At 44.2% G+C, this 24,219-nt stretch carries 23 protein-coding genes; 13 read left to right on the top strand and 10 right to left on the bottom strand.

Translation table 11 applies throughout. The features are described from left to right. Positions 1-246: 246 nt before the first annotated feature. Complete coding sequence (fumC, locus tag M3593_RS20260) at positions 247-1,626, top strand: class II fumarate hydratase (RefSeq protein ID WP_144474416.1); 1,380 nt, start codon at positions 247-249, stop codon at positions 1,624-1,626. A gap of 127 nt (positions 1,627-1,753) precedes the next feature. On the opposite strand, the gene M3593_RS20255 is transcribed toward fumC, so the two are convergent. Then, complete coding sequence (locus tag M3593_RS20255) at positions 1,754-1,957, bottom strand: alpha/beta-type small acid-soluble spore protein (protein WP_023615428.1); 204 nt, start codon at positions 1,955-1,957, stop codon at positions 1,754-1,756. 354 nt (positions 1,958-2,311) lie between these two features. Here M3593_RS20255 and M3593_RS20250 point away from each other — a divergent pair, with 354 nt between their 5' ends. After that, positions 2,312-2,554, top strand: a complete 243-nt coding sequence (locus M3593_RS20250; RefSeq protein WP_144474969.1) for a hypothetical protein — start codon at positions 2,312-2,314, stop codon at positions 2,552-2,554. A 52-nt stretch (positions 2,555-2,606) separates the two neighbouring features. On the opposite strand, the gene M3593_RS20245 is transcribed toward M3593_RS20250, so the two are convergent. Both M3593_RS20245 and M3593_RS20240 read right to left on the bottom strand, forming a co-directional pair. Beyond that, on the bottom strand, positions 2,607-3,707 hold the full coding sequence (locus M3593_RS20245; RefSeq protein ID WP_144474417.1) for an ABC transporter ATP-binding protein: 1,101 nt from the start codon (positions 3,705-3,707) through the stop codon (positions 2,607-2,609). A gap of 122 nt (positions 3,708-3,829) precedes the next feature. Next, positions 3,830-4,729, bottom strand: a complete 900-nt coding sequence (locus M3593_RS20240; protein ID WP_251544618.1) for a PucR family transcriptional regulator — start codon at positions 4,727-4,729, stop codon at positions 3,830-3,832. Positions 4,730-4,895: 166 nt separating this feature from the next. Here M3593_RS20240 and M3593_RS20235 point away from each other — a divergent pair, with 166 nt between their 5' ends. Then, positions 4,896-5,156 (top strand): metal-sensitive transcriptional regulator, encoded by a 261-nt coding sequence (locus tag M3593_RS20235; protein ID WP_079507876.1) that lies wholly within the window; start codon positions 4,896-4,898, stop codon positions 5,154-5,156. Between the two features lie 71 nt (positions 5,157-5,227). Here the strand turns inward: M3593_RS20235 and M3593_RS20230 are convergent, their stop codons facing one another. From M3593_RS20230 to M3593_RS20205, 6 genes are all read right to left on the bottom strand, one after another. Further along, complete coding sequence (locus M3593_RS20230; RefSeq protein WP_251544617.1) at positions 5,228-5,413, bottom strand: hypothetical protein; 186 nt, start codon at positions 5,411-5,413, stop codon at positions 5,228-5,230. Positions 5,414-5,473: 60 nt separating this feature from the next. Next, positions 5,474-5,686: a YheE family protein gene (locus M3593_RS20225; RefSeq protein ID WP_144474420.1), complete on the bottom strand. Its 213-nt coding sequence runs from the start codon at positions 5,684-5,686 to the stop codon at positions 5,474-5,476. A 70-nt stretch (positions 5,687-5,756) separates the two neighbouring features. After that, positions 5,757-6,941: a YheC/YheD family endospore coat-associated protein gene (locus M3593_RS20220; protein WP_251544616.1), complete on the bottom strand. Its 1,185-nt coding sequence runs from the start codon at positions 6,939-6,941 to the stop codon at positions 5,757-5,759. Next, positions 6,938-8,305 carry a YheC/YheD family endospore coat-associated protein gene (locus M3593_RS20215; RefSeq protein WP_251544615.1) on the bottom strand — a complete coding sequence of 456 codons (1,368 nt, stop codon included), beginning with the start codon at positions 8,303-8,305 and terminating at the stop codon, positions 6,938-6,940. Before M3593_RS20215 ends, M3593_RS20220 begins: the two co-directional genes overlap by 4 nt. Further along, positions 8,302-9,387 (bottom strand): YheC/YheD family endospore coat-associated protein, encoded by a 1,086-nt coding sequence (locus tag M3593_RS20210; RefSeq protein ID WP_251544614.1) that lies wholly within the window; start codon positions 9,385-9,387, stop codon positions 8,302-8,304. The genes M3593_RS20215 and M3593_RS20210 overlap by 4 nt, the downstream gene beginning before the upstream one ends. A gap of 19 nt (positions 9,388-9,406) precedes the next feature. Beyond that, positions 9,407-10,510 (bottom strand): YheC/YheD family endospore coat-associated protein, encoded by a 1,104-nt coding sequence (locus tag M3593_RS20205; RefSeq protein ID WP_144474424.1) that lies wholly within the window; start codon positions 10,508-10,510, stop codon positions 9,407-9,409. A gap of 202 nt (positions 10,511-10,712) precedes the next feature. Between M3593_RS20205 and M3593_RS20200 the strand changes: the two genes are divergently transcribed. The 4 genes from M3593_RS20200 to M3593_RS20185 all read left to right on the top strand — a co-directional run bounded on the left by M3593_RS20200 (position 10,713) and on the right by M3593_RS20185 (position 15,152). Next, positions 10,713-11,072 (top strand): YlbF/YmcA family competence regulator, encoded by a 360-nt coding sequence (locus tag M3593_RS20200; protein WP_144474425.1) that lies wholly within the window; start codon positions 10,713-10,715, stop codon positions 11,070-11,072. A 128-nt stretch (positions 11,073-11,200) separates the two neighbouring features. Then, entirely contained in the window at positions 11,201-12,073 is an 873-nt protein-coding gene (locus M3593_RS20195; protein WP_251544613.1) for a Cof-type HAD-IIB family hydrolase, read from the top strand. A 439-nt stretch (positions 12,074-12,512) separates the two neighbouring features. Then, positions 12,513-14,021, top strand: a complete 1,509-nt coding sequence (locus M3593_RS20190; protein WP_144474427.1) for a coproporphyrinogen III oxidase — start codon at positions 12,513-12,515, stop codon at positions 14,019-14,021. 333 nt (positions 14,022-14,354) lie between these two features. Then, positions 14,355-15,152 (top strand): enoyl-CoA hydratase, encoded by a 798-nt coding sequence (locus M3593_RS20185; protein WP_483308935.1) that lies wholly within the window; start codon positions 14,355-14,357, stop codon positions 15,150-15,152. A 224-nt stretch (positions 15,153-15,376) separates the two neighbouring features. On the opposite strand, the gene M3593_RS20180 is transcribed toward M3593_RS20185, so the two are convergent. Further along, complete coding sequence (locus tag M3593_RS20180) at positions 15,377-15,562, bottom strand: YhzD family protein (protein WP_144474429.1); 186 nt, start codon at positions 15,560-15,562, stop codon at positions 15,377-15,379. Positions 15,563-15,709: 147 nt separating this feature from the next. Between M3593_RS20180 and M3593_RS20175 the strand changes: the two genes are divergently transcribed. From M3593_RS20175 to yhaM, 6 genes are all read left to right on the top strand, one after another. Further along, complete coding sequence (locus tag M3593_RS20175; protein ID WP_251544611.1) at positions 15,710-16,609, top strand: ABC transporter ATP-binding protein; 900 nt, start codon at positions 15,710-15,712, stop codon at positions 16,607-16,609. Beyond that, complete coding sequence (locus M3593_RS20170) at positions 16,602-17,855, top strand: ABC transporter permease (RefSeq protein ID WP_144474431.1); 1,254 nt, start codon at positions 16,602-16,604, stop codon at positions 17,853-17,855. Before M3593_RS20175 ends, M3593_RS20170 begins: the two co-directional genes overlap by 8 nt. Positions 17,856-17,982: 127 nt before the next feature. After that, positions 17,983-18,678, top strand: a complete 696-nt coding sequence (locus tag M3593_RS20165) for a Type 1 glutamine amidotransferase-like domain-containing protein (protein ID WP_144474432.1) — start codon at positions 17,983-17,985, stop codon at positions 18,676-18,678. A gap of 119 nt (positions 18,679-18,797) precedes the next feature. Next, complete coding sequence (locus tag M3593_RS20160; RefSeq protein ID WP_251544610.1) at positions 18,798-20,021, top strand: metallophosphoesterase family protein; 1,224 nt, start codon at positions 18,798-18,800, stop codon at positions 20,019-20,021. 17 nt (positions 20,022-20,038) lie between these two features. Continuing rightward, complete coding sequence (locus M3593_RS20155; protein ID WP_251544609.1) at positions 20,039-23,047, top strand: ATP-binding protein; 3,009 nt, start codon at positions 20,039-20,041, stop codon at positions 23,045-23,047. A 74-nt stretch (positions 23,048-23,121) separates the two neighbouring features. Then, positions 23,122-24,066: a 3'-5' exoribonuclease YhaM gene (yhaM, locus tag M3593_RS20150; RefSeq protein WP_144474435.1), complete on the top strand. Its 945-nt coding sequence runs from the start codon at positions 23,122-23,124 to the stop codon at positions 24,064-24,066. The last annotated feature ends 153 nt before the right edge of the window (positions 24,067-24,219 follow it).

The following is a 24,219-nucleotide window of genomic DNA, read 5'->3' as shown; positions in this document are numbered from 1 at the left end:
ACAGTAACTTTAAGCATCGCGAGCATCATGATCCTGGGCTATTATATCGGATATGCAATTTATAAAGCATAACCCTGGGCAAAAAAAGACATAATGAAAGCGGAAGCAGCACTCATGACTGCTTCCGCTTTTTGCATTTGAGGCAAATGCACTTTTCTGTTATTCCAGCTTTAAAAAAGGTATCCTGAAAGCGGAAATGTTTGAAATGTTTAGATAAGTAAATAATTAGATTGAGGAGGGATCGTTTTGTCAGATTATCGGATTGAAAGGGATACGATCGGTGAAATTAAGGTGCCATCAGATAAATACTGGGGTGCACAAACTCAGCGAAGCAAACAGAATTTCAAGATTGGAACGGAAAAAATGCCAATAGAAGTGATCTATGCTTTTGCTGAAGTAAAGAAAGCGGCAGCCAGAGTGAATGCTGCTTCTGGAAAGCTATCGGAAACAAAAGCAAAGGCGATTGAGACGGCATGTGATGAAGTTCTTGCCGGGCAATTCGATACGCATTTTCCATTGGTCGTGTGGCAGACAGGAAGCGGAACGCAGTCTAATATGAACGTCAACGAAGTAGTCGCCAGGAGAGCGAATGAACTGCTTGCAGAGCAGCAGGCGGAAGAAAAAGTCCATCCGAATGATGATGTGAATATGTCACAGAGTTCGAACGATACTTTCCCGACAGCGATGCATATTGCAGCTGTAAAAAAAGTGGCGGCTGAAGTATTGCCTGCGCTCGAGCTCCTAAAGGAGACGTTAAGGAAAAAAGAACAGGAATTCAATGAAATCATCAAAATCGGCAGAACCCATCTCCAGGATGCGACCCCGCTTACATTGGGGCAGGAAATAAGCGGATGGAAAGCGATGCTCGAAAAAGATAAACAAATGATCGAGGATGGCCTCAAATATGTGAGAGATCTGGCAATAGGCGGGACAGCTGTCGGAACAGGAATAAATGCAGCGAAAGACTTCGGTGACCAGGTAGCAAGCCAGCTTTCCAGCCAGACAGGAGAAACGTTCCGTTCGGCACCGAATAAATTCCAGGCACTGACATCGCATGATGAGATTGTCTTCCTTCACGGTGCATTAAAAGGACTGGCAGCTGACTTGATGAAAATTGCTAATGATGTTCGCTGGCTTGCCAGCGGCCCAAGAAGCGGGATTGGTGAGCTCTCCATACCTGCAAATGAACCAGGCAGCTCCATCATGCCCGGCAAAGTCAACCCGACGCAAAGTGAGGCACTGACAATGGTGGCAACCCAGGTTTTCGGAAATGATGCGACAATCGGATTCGCGGCAAGTCAGGGTAATTTTGAGTTGAATGTATTCAAGCCTGTCATCATCTATAACTTCCTGCAAAGCGCGAGACTGCTGGCAGATGGAATGAGATCCTTCAATGATAACTGTGCAGAAGGCATTGAAGCGAATCTGGATGTCATTGCTGGGCATGTTGACCGGTCACTTATGCTTGTCACGTCCTTGAATCCTCATATTGGTTATGAAAAAGCAGCTGAAATCGCCAAGCTTGCTTTCAAGGAAAACACTACTCTGAAGGAAGCAGCAATCAAGACAGGGTATTTGTCCCCAGAACAATATGATGAGTGGGTCAAGCCTGAAAAGATGATTTGATGGAGAGTATACTCATTGGTACTCTTCCAGGGGCCATGTGAAGATACGTAGTAAGTGAACTGGACAAAAGTAAAGGCCCCCTGATGAAGGGGGCCTAAGCCATTCTTATTTTATTGTTTAATGCAATTTAGCGTGCAGATCCGCCAAGTTGTTGCTCAGCCATTTGCACAAGGCGCTTAGTGATTTCTCCACCAACTGAACCGTTAGCACGAGAAGTCGTTTCGCCGCCAAGCTGTACGCCAAATTCTGTTGCGATTTCGTACTTCATTTGATCAAGAGCTTGTTGAACACCGGGAACTAATAATTGATTAGAGTTGTTGCTACTAGCCATTAATATTTCCTCCTTTGTGTTTTTCAGAGTTGTATTTGGGTTAGTATTGGAGTCGAACCAATCATGGCTTTTGCCATGCCGCCTGGGGTTAACCCATGATGAGGAATTGGCTGGGCTAGCCGGAATTGCACCGGCTCGCGTCATAGCTGCCTTCTAGGCTTAACCCAATGTCTTTATTCGTTTGCTGAGCTGCGTTTTTTCTTTGCTGCTGCTTTATTAATAACTAGTATGTTTTGTTTCGAAAAGTTTATTCGCTGATCAATAAAGGTAATTAATACCATTATTATCACATTACATAACCAATTTTAATCAACACAAACTATTGTTAGCGATACAGGAGAAAGGATGAAAAAGATGGGGATGTGCCCGATTTGCAATGGCTTCAGAAACGTTGCTCTGCCATGTCCTAACTGCAGCGGCAGCATGGAGGACAGCGGGAGGGAAGCAGACTTTTATGATGATTACAGCCCGTATATGCCAATTGATCAAATGAAACTGGAGGATGGTTATCCTGCTGACTTTACAGAGGAGGAATGCCCGCACTTGTTCAAATGTCCAAACTGCGGGACAAGCCAGGTATTTTTAATCAAAGAATGATAGATCTTCAAGAAAGCAAAAAAAGCAACCGCAATGGTTGCTTTTTCATGTATTAAGGACGGATCCTTACTTCTGTTTCTGCATCGAAGAAGTGGACCTTGTTCATATCGAATGCCAATTCAATCACCTGGCCTGGAGTTACATCTGTGCGGGAATCAACACGAGCAACGAAATCCTGGCCTTCTAATTGAGAATAGATCATAGTTTCTGCACCAGTCAATTCAGATACCTCAACAGTTGCTTTGATTGTAGCTCCCTGGGAAGCATCGATGAACACTGGCTCGTCATGCAGGTCTTCCGGTCTTACGCCGAGGATGAGGTCTTTGCCAACATAACCCTGTGCGCGAAGAACTTTCATCTTTCCTTCTGGAACGGCGATAGAAGAGTTGTTGATTGTGAACTTTCCTTCTTCAAGCTTTCCAGTGAAGAAGTTCATGGAAGGAGATCCGATGAACCCGCCTACGAAGACGTTTTCTGGATTTTCGTAAACTTCTTTTGGCGCTCCAACCTGCTGGATGACACCGTCCTTCATGACTACCAGGCGTGTTGCCATTGTCATCGCTTCAGTCTGGTCGTGTGTTACGTAAATAGTTGTTGTATTCAAGCGGCGGTGAAGCTTAGCGATTTCTGCACGCATTTGTACACGCAGCTTTGCATCAAGGTTCGATAAAGGTTCGTCCATCAAGAACACCTTAGCGTCACGGACGATAGCACGTCCTAAAGCAACACGCTGGCGCTGACCGCCTGAAAGTGCCTTTGGCTTGCGGTCTAAATATGGCTCAAGACCAAGAATCTTCGCAGCTTCTTTAACACGGCGGTCGATTTCGTCCTTAGCAAACTTACGAAGCTTCAATCCGAATGCCATGTTATCGTATACAGTCATATGCGGATATAGAGCGTAGTTCTGGAAAACCATCGCGATGTCACGGTCTTTAGGAGGTACATCGTTCACACGCTTTCCGTCGATGTAGAAATCACCCTTGGAAATTTCCTCTAGGCCAGCGATCATCCGAAGAGTTGTGGATTTACCGCAGCCAGATGGTCCGACGAATACGATGAATTCTTTGTCTTCGATGTGAAGGTTGAAATCTTCTACAGCTGTTACTTTGTTATCATAAATTTTATAAATGTGGTCTAATTTTAACTCGGCCATTTTTTAAGCCTCCCTGATTGTTTGTCTACATGAACAGTTTAGCGAAAAGGCCAGCCACTTATCATCAGCAGGATGCACAAAAAAATGAAAGCCCTTTTATGCAATTTGTTCAAATCGCGAAATCAGCCCATTTCTTTAAATAGGCCGGCAAGATAAACAACGATGGCTGCGTCAAAATCCTTCAGCTGCACGCCGGTTTTTTCGGTGAACTTGTCCAGTCTGTATTGCAGGGTATTACGGTGTACATACAATTTTTTAGCTGCAAGCGAGACATTCGAATTGGTTTCCAGGAACGTTTTAATAGTAGCCATTAACTCTTTGTCATCGCCAAATGCCTCAAGAATCGAATGGGAGAGAATATCCTGTAAGTGATCTGGCAGCTGAGTTGCCAGAAGCATCGGGAAGGCTTTTTCAAAGGTGAAGACATCACCGCGATTCGTAAGTTTCGATAATTCCAGGAATACCTGCTTTTCGTTTGTGAAGAAGTCTGGGAGCTTCGGGGAAATAGTCTGAAACTTGCCGATATAAAAAGATATTTTAATGAAAAAGTCACTTTCGAATGTTGCGGAAATGGATTGAAGCTCATCCGCATCTTCGATGATTTCCTTCTTTTCTTCAACGATCATTCCATAGGAATCCTTCATCCAGAGGATAGTATGGTCTGGAAAAAAGCCTTGCAACGCTTCATTGACTTCCTCTTGTTCAATGTGTTTTGCCTGCATCCGAAATTGAATGAAACGGACCTCATCATTTGCAGCCGGCGGTATTGCTCCTCCATGGAAAAGAAAATCATTCCAAGCAAGTGCTTTGCCAGAAAGGGAAGTGTGCTGATCAGTTTCAATATAGTGAAGCAAATTTTTCAGCAAGTCAAGCTGGTCTTCCGATATGACTTCCTTAGGAATGCTGATCCACAGCGGCTCTTGCCCTGTAGAATGGAACCAGTGGAAGTCGAGTGATGGATTGGCTGGAAAATGATTGTGCGTGACAGAATCAGGGAAATAAGCTAATATTTTATTAATCATATAAGTATCCTCAGATTTAGTTTGATAAAAGCTGACATATCTTTTATTATAACAGGTGTGGCTTTTAAATGTGAATTTACTCCAGGGGATAAACTGGTAGAAAAAAGGAAAAAATATTGGTATAATAGATACAATACGGGGTACCGTAGGAGAGAGGTGCAGGGAAATGGAATACACACCAGAAATGAAAAATCGCTTGAAGCGTTTGGAAGGTCAAGTCCGCGGCGTTATCCGGATGATGGAAGAAGAAAATCACTGCAAGGATGTTGTCACACAATTATCGGCAGTCCGTTCTGCAGTAGACCGTGCAATTGGTTTCATCGTGGCAAAGAACCTGGAATCATGCATCACGGAAGCAGCCAAGGAAGGCAAAGAAGCCGACGAAGCGATCAAAGATGCAGTCAATATGATTGTTAAAAGCAGATAAGACACCAGCATCCTTTTTAGGATGTGGTGTCTTTTTTTTGGCGATTTATTTCGATGGAGCCCATGCTTTTCCTATTCATTAGGCGGATCTTCAGGCGGGAGGTCAAGGTATTCCCCAATATTAGGAGTATCGTCCAATCGATGGACAGTCCCGCCTGCCATCCCCTCATTGATCATCCTGTCGACATCGACATATACTTTGTCCCGGCCTTCATATTGCAGGTCATCAGCGAACTTTTTCTGGTCCTTTTGTTTCATGGTTTCCTCCTTCAATGCTTTTATGCTTAGAATGTCGGAAAGGCACAAAAAACATACGGGTTATTTATCATATACATGGAAAAGCATCAACTCGTGAACCCGTTCCTTCAGCTGGTCGATATCCCCGTCAAGGGGCTGTTCGGAAGTCCATTGAATATCTCCGTTTTGGTGATAGATTCCCGTATACTTCTGCTTTTTGAAATAAAAGGAAAAATGCCAGCCGGGCATTTCTTTATTTTCGAATAATGATTTGAATTGGAAATGAGTGATCACTGCGATACCTCCTGTTAGATAATCTATACCACTATTATATAGCAATAGAGGAAGGGGAGGGACCTCAAACTTAAAAACCAGTTTTCCTGAGAAATAAATCCACAAGTGCAATGATTCTCTTTTCTTCGATTTGGGATTCATCAAAGCTCATTGGTTTTGAGTTTACTTCAAAAATGGCATATTCTCCTTCTTCAGTGAGCCCGGCATCGAGCGAGAATTCCCCGAAATAGCCCAATTCTTCTGTCAGCAGCTGTCCGATTTCCTTCACGGCCCAGGCGAAAAATGCATCATGCCTGGGATTCTTCACATTATTATAGGGAAGCACGATTCCGCCTTTCGGCACGTGGGTGGTCAAGTCTTGTTTCTCTGATTGGCGGATGCCGATGCCAGTTACTTCATATCCATATAGTCCATCATGCGCATGGACGCGGAAGTCATACCGCTTTCCGCCAATGGCTGCAGGCCTGATCTCCTTTTGGGCGATATAATCGTACTCTAACAGCTGCCTAGATTTTGCTAACCAAAATTCCTTTAAACCCGGAAATTCAAGACGATGGGAATGGCTTTCCAACTCAATTCGTCCGTTCCTATGCCGCAGCCGGAAAATCCCGATGCCTTTGGACGAAGAAGCTGGCTTCAGATAAATCCCCTGATGTTTTTCAAGAAATGCAGCTAGCTGGATCAACGTCTTTACGCAAATGCTTTCAGGCATTAGTTTGTTTAATTGATCATGTCTTGCAAAAATGGAGTATAGCTTGTTTTTGTTGATGAAGGCAGGATTGAAAAATGGGATACCGAGTGCGGAAAAGTAATCAATCGCATCCTTGAAAGCCTGCTGCTGTTCGGCTTTTCGGAATGGCACGCGATTGAAAATAAGATGCGGCAGCGGCGTCTTTACAGGTATCCATTTGTTGGCTTCAGGTGAAAAGGTGACCCCGGTAAGCCCATCCTTGACAACTGTTTCCGGAGGGAAAACAACTGCCATTCCATTGCGCTTCACCAGCTCATCCTGCAGTGATTTGAATAGTGATCCGTTGCCTGCAAGTGCCATTTCTTTGCTCATGGAGGTCATGATTCCAACCAGCGGGCCGAGATTTCCCTGTTTGTTTTTTAAGGTGAATAAGTGTGTTTGCTGTGGGACAGAGCTTGAAAGGGTGGGTTTGATTTGGATTTTATTAAAGCCAAAGCTGATGTTTTCATCGGCTTTGGCTTCATGGATCCATTCCTTCGATTCGGTGTGATAGCGAAGGTTCATTGGAAAAGTTCCTCAGGTGCTGTAATGGCTTTTTCCGCTAAAAATATGCCAAAGGAAAGGGAAAGCTTTCGGGTGAGCAGATCAAAATTTTTCAGCTTCGGATGCTTGAAAATCGAGCGGCCTGGCTTTGAGTTTGCCTCGAAAAGCCAGACTTTTCCTGACTTATCAATCCCCAGGTCAAAACCAATCTCCCCGATGATTCCTTCCATGTTTTTTTCTAAAATGGTGCTTAGGATCAGGGCAGCCTCAGTAAGTTTCTTTTCACAGGACTCCCGCTCTTCCTGGTCCTCGAATAACTCATCAAGTGATTTAACGATGCCGCCGTTGTTCACGTGAGTCGTCACACTGCCCTGGCCGGCAATCTTTGCGGCTATCGCAGCGAGCTGCCACTGTCCATATTCATCTTTATTGGTATGAACCCTGAAATCGATCAGTCGTTTGTCTGACCTTAGCAGGCTGATGCCCTGCTGGACAATCATCTGTGATAAGTTCCGCTTGTAAAAGACCTTCTTCATCAGTTTTTCAAGACTGTCAAATTTCGTTAACTTATTGACGCCTTCCTGGTCCCGGTATCGGCAATAATAGTAGCCATTATGCTTATCGAACAGGATTTGATGGATTCCCAGGCCGAGGCTTCCGTTGGCTGGTTTGACATAGACATTTCCGTAGTTTGAGAGCATACGTTCAATAACGGAAAAAGAAGAAAATTGATGGGTTTCAGGCAAGTATTCAACGGCCCGATCATCCTGCTGCAGCCGTTCGAAAACATCCAGCTTGCTGAAAAAGCCGGGATTGTACCAAGGAATCAGATAATCGGTCTGCATTCTCGCTTTTAAACTGCGAAGCTCTGATTTTCTTTCTGTCTTTCTGTTTGGCAGGCGATCGTATACGACATTCGGGAAAGGAACTTTAATTTTCTTCCAACCGCCCTCTACAAAGAAATAACCGTCAATCAACCCTTGTTCCCAATCGATATGCTCCTCGCCAAAAACAAACGGCAGGGCGCCTACTGATTTATTGACTGAGAGCAGCTTGGCGAAGAACATCGATCGCTCGCCGATCGGTCTTAAAGGGTAGGGTGTGAAACCGGAGGTCAGGATGCCGATCAGCGGACCGATAAATAATGTTTGCTGGTCAATGAAAACATGCAGGGGAATCGACAAATCCGGCATGGACAGCTCCTTCTGCACGTCATTGCTGAGGACAATCACATTCCTCCCTTTAGGATGGGGTGCGACAGTGACATCAAGCAGCTTGTTGCCGAAAGCGACTCTTCTGATATCCTTGCTATTGGGAAGGTCGGCAGGGATGAAGACGAGCTGCTTGGAGTGGGTGATGATTTCCACAGGATATTTCTTTCTCATAAATGCTGTCCCTCTCTTTCTGGCAGAATTTCTGAAAGTGTCATGGCATATTCAAGCGGAGCTTTATAGAGAATTTCCTTCAGGTCGGGATTGAGTGATGTGATGACTTTTCTGCCGGGCTTTGAATTCGTATCCAGCACCCATAATGCTTTATCTTTTGAGACGCCGATATCGATGCCGAGCTCGAATAACCTTGGGAAGGATGCTTCTAGGATGCCCGGCAGCATTGAGAGGATCTCTTCTAATTCAAGTGAAAGAAATTTTCTCGTGCGGAAATCCAGCGAACCTGCATAGTCTTCGAATGCCTGGATTTCACCGCCTGCAGCCAGATTCGACAGGATGCCATCCTTATGGCCGCGGCGTATTCCCTTTCCTCGCATAATCCATTTATCTCCCCGGTCCTTTTGCAGCAGCACCCTGATATCAAAAGGACAGTTATGTGAATCAGAAAGTTCGAGATAAGGCTGCATCATGTATTCGTTTTTGCTGCAAAGTCTGTCGAGCCAAGCCTCTGTCTCACTAGTCGATAAAAATACTTTCTCTGACAATCTGCCATCAGCTTCTGCCAGGATTGTAAATTTTCTTCCGGAATTTTTAATTTTATAGATTCCGGCGCCTCCAGAACCAAAAACAGGTTTTAATATAGCAGTGCTCCACTTTTTCAGCTGGACTATTACAGCTTTTCCGCTTGGCACAAGGATGGTCTCTGGGATATATGGAGCCAGTGCGGATCTGGATAGGACCTCATAAATGCTCCATTTATTTGGCAGGCCGTTTCCCAGGAAGGTAATATCTTCTCGGTTTTTCAGCCATTTCACAATCGCCATCGACTGTTTCGATTCATGGTCATTTGCATAAAAACAACGGTCATATATTACCTTTGGCAGCGGGAACTCGGCCTTTACCCACTTTTCTTTTTCGTGATCGAATTTTTCTCCTGCCACCATTTCGGTGATCGGATGGATTTTTGCCGGTGCGAACCTGTAGCAGGTAAAGATGTCAGGATTCGCCCGTTTCGCAATTTCGGTAAAATAAGTACGCTCGCTATTAAACGAGCGAGACATCATTCCAAATGAAATCATCTGCATATCTCCTTTTGGACTAGCGCTCACAAAGTCCATAACAATGGTCAATGATGGCTTTAGTCGAAGGTCTGATTTTAGAGCCGCGCTCCTCAAAATTCTTGGAGGGTTTGGAGTTGGCTTCGATCAGCCACAAACTTCCTTTAATGTCGATTCCAATATCGATTCCAAGCTCTGCATTGTGTCCCTCGGCATGCCGGCTGATCGTTTCGGCTGTTTCCAGTGCCAGCTCCTTCATCAGTGCCAGTTGATGACGGGCCTGATCCTTTCCAAAAATCAACGCCAGCGTGTGAGCAGGCTTCATGACTTCGCCACCGCGCGCAATATTGGAAACAAAATACTGTTCGGCTGAAACCCTGGCTACAATTGAAGTTACCTTCCAGAACTGCTGGGCATTTTTATGGCAGAGAACTCTGAAATCCATTGTACGGCCATTCAATTCGGACAGCTGTACCCCTTGCTGGATGATGCAAAGCCTTTTTTCGACCAGAGGCGCAATTGTGCGTGCCAACTCCCCAATTTTTTGAAAAGGTGATAAGTCCTTTGCCGGCAAAGAGGATAATGAGACCTTGACCAAGCCTTCTGATTGGACGAGCTGAATGATATTGCGCCCCTGGCTTCCATGGACGGGCTTGATGTACAACTCATCATACTTCTGCAGCATTTTTTCAAGCATGCTTTCACTGTAAAGATGTGTTTCCGGTATGAAGGACTGCAAATGCTCCTCTATCATTAAAAATTCATGGATTTCCCATTTGGAAAGAAAGCGATGATTAAATATCTTTATTCCCAGAGTATCCAATTTATTTAAAAAACCCTTAAATCCTTTGCTGAATTCAGTTCTTCGTGAAGAGACACGGTTATAGATGACATTGGGTAAGGGGAGGGATCCCTTTTTCCATTCCTCGGTATCCTGATCGTAAAAAAAGCCCTCGACTCCATCATCAGAAAAGCCTTTCAGTGAAAAAACATAGAAGCTTCCGCCTGTTTCCGAAATTCCCTGGTGGAGCTCTTCGCAAAAGGAATGGACCTTGCCGAAGTCCGGTCCGCTGTCTTCTTTTATCTCAGTCAGCAAAGCGATGACGGGCTGTGTTGATTGGCCTTCAAATTTAGCTGGCGTCATAGCTTCCCCTCATTTTCTTTTGGCTGCTTAAGGAAACAATACATAAAAATAGGCAAACACACATATTCCATGTTATGAGTAGTTGTGGTTATTGGTGATTTTGATGTCAAGGGAAGTTTTCTTAGTAACCTGAACTTTTGGCATTGAGCAACATAGTTTGTTATAGTGTAGTGGAGTGTTTAACGGAGAAGGAGTGATTTGAATGGCAGTCAATCTTTACGATTCAGCCTACGAATTAGAAAAAGCAATCAGAAACAGTACGGAATACGCAGAATTGAAACGACTTTATGATGCTGTGAACAACGACCCATCGGCAAAAGCGATGTTTGAGAACTTCCGCAATATCCAGATGCAGCTTCAGGAAAAGCAGATGACTGGACAGCAAATTACCCAGGAAGAAGTAGAACAGGCACAAAAGACTGTTGCACTTGTCCAGCAGCATGAACTGATTTCCAAGCTCATGGAAGCTGAGCAAAGAATGAGCATGGTCATCTCCGAGCTTAACCAGATCATCATGAAGCCTCTTGAAGAGTTATACGGAAACCCGAACCAGCAGCAATAAGATTGAAAGGACTCCCGGCAGACAATGGCCGGGAGTTTTTTTACAGTTTGCCCCCTTGTTCTATTCTTTCGGTTTCTATCATACAAGTTAAATAAGGACAAAAACACCGAAGAAATGGGGGCATAAAAATGATTTACCGTCTTCTTGCGCTTAACGTGGATGGCACGATTCTCCAATCAAATGAAAGGCTCCATAAATCCACAAGGGATGCGATCGAGTACGTCCAGCAAAAGGGAGTTTACGTGACTCTAGTAACTTCCAGAAGCTTTCCATCAGCCAAAAAAGTGGCGAAAGCGCTGAAAATAAATTCATTGCTGGTAACCCATCTCGGATCCTATATTTCGCATGACCTTCGCAGTGACCCAGTTTTTGAAAAAAGGATTCCAGAGGATGTCACTTTCCAGCTTGTCAGATTCCTCGAAAGCTTTCCATGCCAGATCCGACTGGTCCATGAAAAGTTTTCGCTGGCTAATAAGTATAAATTGAATCATAATCTGCTGGCCAAAACGGTATTCACTTCAGGTGATCCGATTTTCTATTCACAGCAATTCACTGATTCTATCAGCGAGACACTTGTCAATGACCCGGTATCACCGCCAAAGATCGAAGTCTACTTCGAGTATGAAGAAGACCTGGCAGATGCACAGCAGGCGATAAATGGGATGTTCTCAGAAGTCTCACTTTCCAGGTTGAATGACTATCGACTCGATCTCATGCCAGAAGGCGTGTCTAAGCTTAACGGCCTGATCCAGCTGGGCGAGCATCTAGGCATTCCATTGAAAGAAATGGTCGCAATTGGCGACGGCACAGACGATATTGATATGATTGAGGCATGCGGTTTGGGAGTCGCAATGGGGAATGCATCTCCAGAAGTGAAGAAGGCTGCGGACTGGGTGACCCGATCAAACAACCAGCATGGTGTCAGCTACATGGTAAAGGAACACTTCCGCAAACAGCAGCCAATCGAGTTCCTGCGGAAAATGAATATTATAAAAATGTGAAAATAGTAAGCATGCCTGATGATTGAAAATCAGGCATGCTTTTGTTGTTTTTTCATGAGTTTCAGGAATATATGAGTTTTCTTCGGAATATAAGTGCTGAATTAAGGAATATATTATTTTTTTAGGCTCTGTTAAAGCCCAATGTTGTTTTTACACTTGTTGATTGTAGTGGAAGGGGCGCAGACTCCTGCGGGCGCAGCTGGTCAGATGAGACCCCGCAGGAGCAAAGCGACGAGGAGGCTCAGCGCCAGCCCCGCGGAAAGCGAAGCGCCTGGAACGAAAATCAACAGTCTTGATTATCAGAGCCTTTTTTTAAGGAAAATAAATGATACTAAGTCGGGCCTAAGCCGAAAACTGGTAGCTTTTGCACTGTCTTGACCAGGGAATCATAATTCTATTACACTTATTGAAGCATGTTTAATTGAAAAGGTGAGGTTACATGAGAATTCATATAAAAGGTATAGATGATGAAAGGTTTCAGAGGCCGCTGGAGTTGATTGCGAATCTGTTTTTTGAGGAATCAGAAGTGGTTCTGGGAGAAACAGGTTCAGAATTTGATGCGACAATAGAATTTGAGGTTCAAACTGAAGGTACTATCCTTGTAAAAGCAGACCTGACAACTAAGAATGAAGACGTTTTTTCAGTGCATGCCGATAAAGAAGTGCCAGCAGGCCTAAGCGAAAAAGAAGAATTCAAACTGCTTAAAACCGTTGTTTCAAGAGCTTATTTAAAAGTGCTGCAGGACTGGACAGGTATCATCCAGAAGTGGGGGATCCTTACAGGTGTACGCCCAACAAAGCTTCTGCACAAGAAACTTCGTGAAGGAAAAGAGCAAGTAACAGCACATAAAGAACTGAAGGAGCAGTACCTGATTTCAGATGAGAAAATCCAGCTCATGCAGCAGATTGTGGACCGTCAGCTTGCTGTCCTTCCAGATTTGTACGATTTGAAAAATGGTGTCAGCATTTATATTGGCATCCCTTTCTGCCCGACGAAATGTGCATATTGTACGTTCCCGGCTTACGCGATCAATGGGCGTCAAGGTTCAGTTGATTCCTTCCTGGGCGGCCTCCACTATGAGGTTCGCAAAATTGGTGATTGGCTGAAGAAAAATGATATGAAAATCACGACTGTTTATTATGGAGGCGGCACGCCAACTTCAATAACAGCGGAAGAGATGGACATGCTCTATGAAGAGGTCCATCAATCATTTCCAGATGTCGAAAACATCAGGGAAGTAACAGTCGAAGCTGGCCGTCCTGATACGATCACGCCTGAAAAGCTTGAAGTGCTTAAGAAGTGGAATATTGACCGGATCAGCATCAATCCGCAGTCTTACATCCAGGAAACATTGAAGGCAATCGGCCGTCATCATACGGTGGAAGAAACGATTGAAAAATTCCATCTCGCCCGCGAAATGGGGATGAACAATATCAACATGGACCTGATCATCGGCCTTCCAGGTGAAGGGACGGAGGAATTCGCGCATACTCTTGATGAAACAAAGAAACTGATGCCGGAATCACTGACAGTCCATACGCTTTCTTTTAAAAGAGCATCGGAAATGACAAGGAACAAGCAGAAATATAAAGTCGCTGACCGCGCCGAGATCGAAAAGATGATGAATATGGCCGAAACATGGACGACAGAGCAGGACTATGTACCATATTATCTATACAGACAGAAGAACATTCTCGGAAACCTGGAGAATGTAGGCTATTCATTCCCAGGGCAGGAAAGCCTGTACAATATTATCATCATGGAAGAACAGCAGACGATTATCGGCCTTGGCTGCGGTGCATCAAGCAAATTCATCGATCCGGATACCGGCGTGATCACCCAGTTTTCAAATCCTAAAGATCCGAAGTCATATAACGACAGTTTTGAAGAGTATGCTGATAAAAAAATTGAAATTCTTGATTCATTGTTCAACAAAGCGAAGATTTAACGTGGAAAGCTCCCGAAGGGTTTATTTCGGGAGCTTTTTTGATGGGTTTGACATTTTTTTAGGAGGGATTGTGCGTAAAAGAAGGATGATTAAGCTATTCAACCATGGAATTCCGCGAAAACCCAAGTTGATTCCGAGAAAAAGGTAAAGGATTCCGCGAAATTCCCCAATAATCCCGCGAAAAAGATATGGGATTCCGCTAACTGGAAAATACAGAAGATTATCCAGCCTGAGACCAGAAAATTTCTTTAGAAAAGTCTAAATAGTGAGAAAAAAGGTTTTTAAATATAACATCTCACTATATAATAAAAATATACGGACTTATTGGAGGGGATGAAGGTGGCGATTGAGTTTTCAACAGACACTGTAAAGTTAGGCATTGACGGGCGGGTAGCTGTTCTTGAATTGAATAGGCCTGAAGCACTGAATGCCCTGGATGTGGAAATGATCAGGGGAATTACGATGAATCTTAAAGAAATTTGCAAATCGGATGAAATTGACATCGTGGTGATAAAAGGTGCAGGCCGTGCGTTTTCTGCTGGCGGCGATATCAAGACAATGCTTTCGAATGCAAATGAAAGCGATTTCTACCATGTGATGGATGATATTCACGACATGATTGTCACCCTTTACAGCATGCCAAAGTTAACAATCAGCGCTGTAACAGGAGCTGCAGCTGGCCTGGGCTTCAGCCTTGCGCTTGCGACGGACTACATTATCGCTGAGCCGTCTAGCAAGATTGCGATGAACTTTATTGGCATTGGATTGATTCCTGATGGCGGAGGCCACTTCTTCATGGAAGAGCGGCTGGGGGAAACAAAGGCGAAGCAGATGATTTGGGACGGCAAGACACTATCGGCCGGAGAGGCACTCAGTCTCGGACTCGTTGATGAAGTACCGGCAGATGAATTTAAAACAGCAGTCGACCAGAAAGTGCAGGAATGGCTGAACAAACCGGTCCTGGCAATGGTCAAAACCAAGAAAATCCTTGCCGAAAAAAATCGCCCTTCATTACTGAAAATTCTAGAACTTGAAAAATACGGACAATCCAAAATGCGTCAGACAGAGGATCATCAGGAAGGGATCAAAGCTTTTCTCGAAAAGAGAAAGCCAAATTTCAAAGGTAAATAAAGGCTGTTTTCGTAAAGATTGTTGTTAAAATCCTAAAGCCGATTTTAACGTAATATATACCGATTTCGGAGGACGGTATGAAGTTTACATGCTCTTTTCTCATAAAAAGCACCTTCTTTACGAAGGTAAACAGCTAATTCAGTCCAATTTTGTATTCAATAGCAACAAAGTTTGAGAAAAGAGCCTAAATAAAGAAGCGAAGAGGAATTTTCCTCTTCGCTTTTTTATGGATGAAACAATATCAACTTTCCTCTTGGTGAAGTGCAGCGGTGTGTTTTGTCGCTTAAGTTCTTTTCTTCAAGCATTCGGGCGCCGATTTCCTTTGCTTCGTCATCGTTCCCAGCCTGGAACGATTCATCAACAAGTTTTTCCCCGTTTGGTTCAAAGGCTGTCAATTTGTAAGTATCCATAACAAAATCCCCTTTGTTATAAAATTCAGATGATTACTATTATTTTTGCATAATTTTTTCAAATTTGCAAAACAAAAAAACATCAGAATATGAAACTATTTCCATTCAAAAATCGTAGTATTTTTATGGAGAAGGAGGAGAGCGAGTATGGTACTGCAGCTCGATTGTGTCACAAAGAGATTTGGAAGCTTTACAGCGGTGAACAATCTTTCACTAAATATTCCGGAAAAGGAAATGTTCGGATTCCTCGGTGCGAATGGTGCCGGTAAAACGACGACCTTCCGGATGATCCTTGGCCTGTTGGATGCATCAGAAGGCAGGATTTCATGGGACGGCAAGCCGATCAATTATGAAACCAGCAGCATTATTGGCTATCTGCCGGAGGAAAGGGGGCTTTATCCGAAGCTCAAGGTCCGCGATCAGATTGTCTATCTTGCCAGATTAAGAGGCATGCAGAAACAGGCTGCCCTGAAGGAACTTGATTACTGGCTGAACCGGTTCAAGGTTCCTGAATATGCAGATAAAAAGGTAGAGGAGCTTTCGAAGGGAAACCAGCAGAAAATCCAGTTCATTGCGGCGGTCATCCATAAACCGAAGCTGCTGATCCTTGATGAGCCATTCAGCGGCCTGGATCCTGTGAATGTTGAACAGTTGAAGGAAGCGGTAGTTGAATTGAAGAATACAGGGACGACCATTGTTTTTGCCAGCCATCGCATGGAACATGTGGAGGAAATGTGTGAGCATATTTGCATCATGCATAAAGGCAGCCCTGTTGTCCACGGGTCGCTAAAGGAGATCAAAAGATCCTTTGGTAAAAAGAACCTTGTCATTCATGCGGATTTTGATACAGCTTTCCTAAAGGAGTATCCTGGCGTGACAAAGTCAAAGTTGACAGCCGAGGGGATTCATCTGCAAATCACCGGTGAGCAAGCAGCGCAGGATATCCTAAAAGAGATAGTAGGGAAAGGATTCATCCGCAAGTTTGTCCTTGAAGAGCCAAGCTTGAACGATATTTTCATAGAGAAGGTAGGTGCTTCATATGAATAATTTCTTAATCATCCTCAAGCATACATATATGAGCAAGCTTAAAACAAAATCCTTTCTGGTTACGACCATACTGACCGTCGGAATTATGCTGGCACTGACCAACATGACCAATATTATTGACTTTTTCAATAAGGGCGGTGACGCCGACAAAATTGCGGTGATTGATGGAACCGGAAAACTGTATGACCCCCTGAAAGAGCAGATGAAGATTATTAATGATGAACTTGTCCTGGAGAAGTACGATGGGAATGAAAAAAACGCCAGGAAAGCAGTGGAGGAAGGGAAATATAAGGGGCTTCTTGAATTAAGATTGAATGACGACGAGCTTCCAGCTGCTTCATACAAAGCAATGAGCATTGCTGATTCTGCCATTCCTGCAGACCTGCAGGCAGCATTGCAGCAGCTGAAAACGGCTATTGCTTCCACTCAGATCAACATCGAGCCTGAACAATTGGAAAAATTATATGCACCGGTTGAATTCGAAAAAGCGGCTTTGGAAGAAGACGCCAAGACAGAAGAGGAATTGAATCAGGCACGAGGGCTTGTCTACGTCCTGCTCTTTATCATTTATTTTGCCGTCATCATGTACGCGAACATGATCGCCATGGAAGTCGCGACTGAAAAATCTTCACGAGTGATGGAAATCATGATATCCAGTGTTTCGCCGATAAAACAAATGTTTGCGAAGATCCTCGGAATTGGGCTGTTAAGCCTGACTCAGCTCGCTGCCCTTCTGTTAGTCGGATATTTTTCAATCAAACAGAATCTTGAGAACATGGAAGGCGGGTTCTTCGAGTTTTTTGGCTTTGGAAATGTAGCGGGCAGCACGATTGCTTACGCAGTGATTTTCTTCATATTAGGCTATTTCCTGTATGCGACAATGGCTGCGTTCCTGGGTTCCCTCGTAAGCAGGATCGAAGACGTTCAGCAAATGATCACGCCAATGACACTGCTTGTGGTCGCCGGATTCATGATGGCGATGTTTGGCTTAGGCCAGCCTGAGGCACCGTTCGTAAAATATACATCGTTCATTCCGTTCTTCTCGCCGATGCTGATGTTCCTGCGGGTAGGAATGCTCAATATCCCTTTCTGGGAAATTGCCCTTTCAATCGGCATCCTGGTAGCGACAATTGCTTTCCTTGCCGTATTTGGTGCAAGGGTATACCGGGGAGGAGTGCTTATGTACGGTAAATCGAATTCCTTTAAGGATATTAAAAAGGCGCTTCAGTTAACGAGAAACGAATAATCGGACAAAAGCTGCAATTCATTTTGGATTGCGGTTTTTTAATACAGGAATTCCGATATGCCTGGTTGAATATTTAATGATATTCATTAATGTTAATTATCCATTTAAATGAAGGAGAGTGTGCGAGTTGAAACAAATCATTGCAATGGGGGGCGGGGGATTCTCAATGGAACCGGAGAACCCGCTATTAGATTTATATATACTTGGCCAGTCAGAAAAACAGAAGCCCAAGGTTTGCTTTGTTCCTACTGCAAGCGGGGATGCGGATGGTTATATTGAGAGATTTTATACCGCTTTCCAATCACATGAATGCATCCCTTCGCATCTATCCTTATTCAGGCCGCCGTCTAGAGACCTGGAAGCCTTTGTGATGGGTCAGGACATTATATATGTCGGGGGAGGCAGCACAAAGAATCTCCTTGCGCTTTGGAAGGAATGGGAATTGGATAGCATCCTGCTCAAGGCCTGGGAGCAGGGCATCATCATGGCAGGAGTCAGTGCTGGATCGATTTGCTGGTTTGAAGAAGGTGTGACGGATTCCTATGGAGACGGCATGGAACCGCTGAAGAGCCTTGGCTTTTTAAAAGGAAGCAATTGCCCCCATTATGATGGAGAAGCGGAACGGCGTCCGGCTTATGAACAATTTGTCGCTTCAGGGAAGATTGCTGGCGGGTTCGCAGCCGATGATAGCGCGGCTTTGCATTTTATCGGTGAAGAACTGCTCAGGGTTGTGAGTTCAAGGACGGAGGCAAAAGCCTATCAAGTAAGTCTGGAAAATGGGAAATTCAAAGAAAGAGTGCTGGATACAATCTATCTTGGTTAAAGCTGAACTGCAGTTCTCGAAAGGACTGCAGTTTTTTTGCTGCAATCGGTATAAGAACGTGCATTCGTATTTTTGGAATGGTAAAATAAACTTAAATATGAGGGGAAAGGAATATTCCAATGAAACAGGTGAAGTTTTTACATACAGCCGACCTCCATCTGGACAGCCCGATGGTCGGCCTGAGGCATCTGCCCAAAGCCATTTTTCACCGGCTTCAGGAGAGCACTTTTAAAGCATTGAGCAATATTACGGATACAGCAATCAAACAGGAAGTGGATTTTGTTGTAATCGCCGGGGATCTGTATGATTCTGAAGACAGGAGCATTCGCGCCCAGGCTTTTTTCCGAAATGAAATGGCCAGGCTTGGCGAAAAAGGAATCAAGGTCTTTGCGATACACGGGAACCATGACCATCTTGGATCCCGCTCGATTACCATCGATTTTCCCGACAATGTGCATTTCTTTAATGATCAGGTGGAAACAGCCGTCTTCAGCAAAGATGATGGCACACTCGTCCATTTATACGGTTTCAGCTATCCGGAGAGACATGTAATGGAACGGTGGATTGAGAAATATAAGAAGTCTGATGGCGCTGACTTTCACATTGGGCTGCTTCATGGACATTTTGAAGGGGCCAGTGACCATGGAAAATACGCACCCTTCAGGTTAGGGGATCTTATCGGCAAAGGATATGATTACTGGGCCCTTGGCCATATTCATAAAAGAGCGGTTTTATCTGAACAGCCATATATTGTCTATCCAGGTAACCCTCAGGGACGAAATAGGAAGGAACTGGGAGACAAGGGGGCTGCGATTGTCCAATTGACAGACACAGGTTCCGAAGTTTCTTTCATTGAAAGCGCTGATGTGATCTGGGATGAACTGGTGATTGATGCCCAGGAGGCTGTGGGATTCAATATCCTTTATGACCAATGCCTCGCAGCCATTGATGGTAAAAGAACAGAAGGAAAAGGAGTTTTGCTTGATATCCACATAGAACGCCTTAAATCCAATCTTACAGATGTCATCGATAAAATAGCCAGTGGTGAATTGCTTGAACTGCTCCAGGAGAATGAAAAGGAAGAGGATTCTTTTGTCTGGGTCCACAGGCTCCGGTTTTCAGAAGAACTTGTGATTGATCGTGGGAACTTGATTAAACAAAGTGATTTTTATGAGGAATTATTCAGGACAATTGAACAGTATGGCGACTTAAATGAACCGTTGTCTCCATTATTCCAGCACAGTCAGGCACGAAGGCATCTGGATGTGTTGTCTGAAAACGAAAAAGAACAGCTGATCAAGGATGCTGAGCATCTCCTGCTCCGGCAGATGCTGGAAAAATAGTGAAAGGAGGCAATGTGATGAAGCTTATTGAATTGCATATATACGGGTACGGCAAGCTTGAGGATTATGTGATCAAGTCGATGGATCGATTTGAGGTTTTTTATGGCGAAAATGAAGCTGGAAAGTCCACGATCATGTCATTCATCCACAGTATCCTGTTCGGTTTCCCGGCCAGGCAGAGTTCAGAAATCCGCTATGAGCCGAAAAATAACCCTAAGTATGGTGGGAAGATTAAAGCCTTTTTTCCTGAAAGAGGAGTCGCGGTCATCGAAAGGGTGAAAGGAAAGGCCGCAGGGGATGTAACTGTATCGCTTGAAGATGGGACAATCGGTGGGGAAGAGCTGCTGAAGGATCTGTTGAAAAGAATGGATAAAGGCATCTTCCAGGCGATCTTTTCTTTTAATGTTCATGGACTGCAAAATATACATGCGCTGAAGGGGGAAGATCTCGGCAGATATTTATTTTCTGCGGGAACGATTGGTACGGATAAACTCTTCAATACTGAAAGCTATCTGCTAAAGGAAATGGAGCAGCGTTTCAAACCAGGCGGGAGACGGCCTCTGTTAAATGAAAAAATGAAGGAACTGAAGGAAGTCCAGGCTTCGCTAAAAAATGCTGAGCAGCAAAATGATCAGTATTCACAGTGGGTGAAAGATAAAGAAGAACTTGAAAACAATATAGCCAGGCTCGAGGGCGAAATTGGCCGGCTGGAGCAAATAGGAGTGAAGCTGCGTGAATACAAGCGAAACGAAAAGCTTGTCATTGAAGCTGCTGCATTAGAGAGAAAAATCCAGGAGCTGGATCAATCATTTTTTCCGGAAGACGGCCTTAACCGACTTGAGAAATTGGACGAGAAGCTTAAGCAAATCCATACAAGAATACTGACACTGAAAGAAAAACAGCAAAAGGGTCAGGCTGATTTGGAAAAAAACAGGCCGGACTTCGAACTGATTGGCATGGAAACGGAAATCAACGCCCGGGTCGAGAATCTTCCATTATATGATCAGCTAAATCAGGAAAAAAGACTGCTAGAATCAAAAGTTGAAGAAATATCCGAAGAAATCAGCTTGATTAATGACCAGCTCCATGCAGATTTCGACGAAGAAAGTATACAGGATATCAACACGAGCATTTTTATTAAGGATGAGGTTGAAAAACTGCAACAGGCGCAACAGAGATCAAGTGATAAGAAACTGCAGCTGGAAGAAGATTTTGACGAGGAAAAACGCGCACTCGCGGAACTGGAAGAACATGCTGATACCGTAAAAGGACAATTGCTTGATGAAGTTAGGCGCAATCAGCTGATGAAAGAACTGGACCTGCTTGAAAATAGAGAGAGAATCCGTTCTGAATGGCAGCATGTCACAGACCAGATTGAAGGAGTCAAAGCCCGGGAGGCAACAGAGCAAACCAGGAATAAAAAGCAACAAAAGAATGCACGTAAGCAATCGCTCCTTCTTGGGGGAATCTTCCTCATTGTTTTAATCTGGGGAATTGCTAATGGAACTTGGCTTTTGGCTGGTGTAGGGGTTGCCGGCTTGATTTTTCTGGCGGTTGGGCTGCTCAAGTCAGCAGATGATACAGAAGGAAACCATTCTGCGGATGCAGTGTTCCTGTCAAAGTTGATTGAGCGGGAAAGGTCGTTGAAAGAAATTTTGAACAGCCAGCCGGGAGGCAATCTATTTTCAATTAAGAGCCTGTTGGCGAAGGACGAAGAAGCACAGCTTCTCCACCGTGAGCTGCAAGTTAAGATTGGGCAGCAGCAGCAACGTTTTGAAAAGGTTGTTCAGCAATTTGAAGTGTGGGAAGCAGATAACGTCTCTTTGAGCCAGAAAAAGGGCGAATTATTGAGGCAATTCGAACTGGAAGAGATTGACGGTCCAATAAAGTTATTGGATGCTTTTCAGTTACTGGAAAAGCAAAAACAATACTTCCGTGATCGAAAGCGAACAAGAGAAAACCTGAAGAAAGTTACCCTATCATTGAAAGATATGGAAGACAGCCTGAAAGTGCTTGCTGAGCGTTTTCTGCAAAATGTCAATCTTCCTCCAGTGGAAGCAGCAGGGTTATTGAAGCGGGCTTTGCGTGAAGCATTGGAGCAGCAGACGGAATATCGTGAATTGGAAGCAAAACTGGCTGAGCTTGGAGAAGAGCTCGCTGCACTTGAAAAGGAAGAATTGATCTTAAGCGAAGAGAAGGCAGGATTATTGGCTCAGGCTGATACGGAGCGTGAGGATGAATTCAGACTGAAAGCGAAAAATGCTGAACTGCTGAAAGGCTGGTCAGCAAGGCATGAGGATATCGTTCATCAATTGTTCGCTTCGGGCATAAGCGAAGAGGACAGGGAGAAAATCCTGACAGGCATTTCGCTTGAGGAACAAATAGAGGGAAATTCAGTGAAGCTGGAAGCGTGCAAGCGGGATCTGACGCAGCAGTTTGATTCCATTGCTGATGTGAAGCATAAGATGAAGATAATCGAAGAGGGAGGCATATATAGCGAACTTCTCCATAAATATCGGCAGCTGCAGCATGAATTCGCTGAAGATGCAAAGGAATGGGGAAAGTTTGCAGTCGCCGGGGACCTGCTCTCGAAAACAATCGGGCGGTATAAAGAAGAACGGATGCCGAGGATGCTTGCCAAGGCAGAAAGTTTCCTATCGATTTTGACAGATGGCGTTTATGGGAAAATCATACCCCAGCCTTCTGGCAGCGGTTTTCTGATAGAAAGGGAGGATCATGCATTATTTGAAGCGAATGAGCTAAGCCAGGCGACGGCAGAACAAGTATATGTGTCGATCAGGCTGGCACTTGCCGCTGTGCATCATGACCGTTATCCATTTCCGATCATCATTGATGACAGCTTTGTCAATTTTGATCATAAGAGGACAGCCCGCGTGATCCAACTGCTTAGGGAAATGAGCAATCAAAACCAGATTTTGATATTTACATGCCATCGCCATCTTTTGGACTATTTTTCAGGTAATGAAATTGTGCATATGGGAGAAACAAGCAAAAATACAGTTTAAAATAGCAGGGTCAGAGAATCAGAACAATAGATTCTGTATGTTATACTGTTGCAGAGAGGAGAGGGCGGTTAACGATGAATAAAGGAATTTTGAATCACGAAACAGGGGAACAGGTTGAGCTGTTTTTACTGGTAAAACACTCGTCAAAAGGGATTGCCAGCAATGGTAAGCCATTTTTGACACTTATCCTCCAGGACCAGAGCGGAGACATCGAGGCGAAACTATGGGATGTTTCACCGGAAGATGAAACGATGTATGCTGCCGAAAGCATTGTAAAGGTACAGGGGGACATCCAGAACTATCGGGGGCGTAATCAGCTGAAGATCAGGCAAATTCGTCCGGCTTCCGAAGCTGACTCTGTAAAACTCTCGGATTTCCTTGAAACAGCTCCTGTCAGCCAGGACGAAATGAGCAGCAAGCTTACGCAATATATTTTCGAAATGAAAAATCCAAATATCCAGAGAATCACCAGACATTTATTGAAAAAGAACATGAACGCATTCATGGAGTATCCGGCAGCGACAAAGAATCATCATGAATTTGTATCAGGTCTTGCCTACCATGTGACCTCCATGCTGGACCTAGCAAAGTCAATCGCAACACTCTACCCGAGTCTTGATAAGGACCTTTTGTACGCTGGAGTCATCCTTCATGATCTCGGAAAAGTCATAGAGCTTTCCGGACCTATTTCAACGACATACACAGTAGAAGGCAATCTTCTCGGACATATATCGATCATGGTCAACGAAATTGGCAAGGCAGCGGATGAATTGGGGATCTCAGGTGAAGAAGTAATGATCCTTCAGCATATGGTCCTCAGTCATCACGGCAAAGCAGAATGGGGCAGTCCAAAACCTCCGATGATCAAAGAGGCGGAAATCCTGCATTATATCGATAATCTCGATGCGAAAATGAACATGCTCGACCGAGCGCTTTCAAGGGTGAAACCAGGTGAGTTTTCTGAAAGAGTGTTTGCACTTGATAACCGGTCATTTTATAAGCCTGTATTCCATAAGTAAGAATCTAAACCCCTGCCAAACTGTGCAGGGGTTTCTTCTTCATTGAAGGGGATAAAGGTTATAACCGTCTTTAACTATCAACGCTAATTTCTGCGGCAATGGCATATTCTTAATTAAAGCCACATATGTTTTCTGTAAGAGTTCAATTTGGAC

Source organism: Mesobacillus sp. MER 48 (assembly GCF_023714225.1).
GTDB classification, from domain to species: Bacteria; Bacillota; Bacilli; order Bacillales; family Cytobacillaceae; genus Mesobacillus; species Mesobacillus oceanisediminis_A.
The sequence above is the reverse complement of the archived record's forward strand: the minus strand, read 5'-3'. Positions and strand labels throughout refer to the sequence as shown.

Excerpts from the sequence above, each read along its gene's own strand:
- M3593_RS20255 (WP_023615428.1), bottom strand. The coding sequence starts at position 1,957 with ATGGCTAGTAGCAACAACTCTAATCAATTATTAGTTCCCGGTGTTCAA.
- M3593_RS20250 (WP_144474969.1), top strand. The coding sequence starts at position 2,312 with ATGGGGATGTGCCCGATTTGCAATGGCTTCAGAAACGTTGCTCTGCCA.
- M3593_RS20245 (WP_144474417.1), bottom strand. The coding sequence starts at position 3,707 with ATGGCCGAGTTAAAATTAGACCACATTTATAAAATTTATGATAACAAA.
- M3593_RS20240 (WP_251544618.1), bottom strand. The coding sequence starts at position 4,729 with ATGATTAATAAAATATTAGCTTATTTCCCTGATTCTGTCACGCACAAT.
- M3593_RS20235 (WP_079507876.1), top strand. The coding sequence starts at position 4,896 with ATGGAATACACACCAGAAATGAAAAATCGCTTGAAGCGTTTGGAAGGT.
- M3593_RS20230 (WP_251544617.1), bottom strand. The coding sequence starts at position 5,413 with ATGAAACAAAAGGACCAGAAAAAGTTCGCTGATGACCTGCAATATGAA.
- M3593_RS20220 (WP_251544616.1), bottom strand. The coding sequence starts at position 6,941 with ATGAACCTTCGCTATCACACCGAATCGAAGGAATGGATCCATGAAGCC.
- M3593_RS20215 (WP_251544615.1), bottom strand. The coding sequence starts at position 8,305 with ATGAGAAAGAAATATCCTGTGGAAATCATCACCCACTCCAAGCAGCTC.
- M3593_RS20210 (WP_251544614.1), bottom strand. The coding sequence starts at position 9,387 with ATGATTTCATTTGGAATGATGTCTCGCTCGTTTAATAGCGAGCGTACT.
- M3593_RS20205 (WP_144474424.1), bottom strand. The coding sequence starts at position 10,510 with ATGACGCCAGCTAAATTTGAAGGCCAATCAACACAGCCCGTCATCGCT.
- M3593_RS20200 (WP_144474425.1), top strand. The coding sequence starts at position 10,713 with ATGGCAGTCAATCTTTACGATTCAGCCTACGAATTAGAAAAAGCAATC.
- M3593_RS20195 (WP_251544613.1), top strand. The coding sequence starts at position 11,201 with ATGATTTACCGTCTTCTTGCGCTTAACGTGGATGGCACGATTCTCCAA.
- M3593_RS20190 (WP_144474427.1), top strand. The coding sequence starts at position 12,513 with ATGAGAATTCATATAAAAGGTATAGATGATGAAAGGTTTCAGAGGCCG.
- M3593_RS20185 (WP_483308935.1), top strand. The coding sequence starts at position 14,355 with ATGAAGGTGGCGATTGAGTTTTCAACAGACACTGTAAAGTTAGGCATT.
- M3593_RS20180 (WP_144474429.1), bottom strand. The coding sequence starts at position 15,562 with ATGGATACTTACAAATTGACAGCCTTTGAACCAAACGGGGAAAAACTT.
- M3593_RS20175 (WP_251544611.1), top strand. The coding sequence starts at position 15,710 with ATGGTACTGCAGCTCGATTGTGTCACAAAGAGATTTGGAAGCTTTACA.
- M3593_RS20170 (WP_144474431.1), top strand. The coding sequence starts at position 16,602 with ATGAATAATTTCTTAATCATCCTCAAGCATACATATATGAGCAAGCTT.
- M3593_RS20160 (WP_251544610.1), top strand. The coding sequence starts at position 18,798 with ATGAAACAGGTGAAGTTTTTACATACAGCCGACCTCCATCTGGACAGC.
- M3593_RS20155 (WP_251544609.1), top strand. The coding sequence starts at position 20,039 with ATGAAGCTTATTGAATTGCATATATACGGGTACGGCAAGCTTGAGGAT.
- yhaM (WP_144474435.1), top strand. The coding sequence starts at position 23,122 with ATGAATAAAGGAATTTTGAATCACGAAACAGGGGAACAGGTTGAGCTG.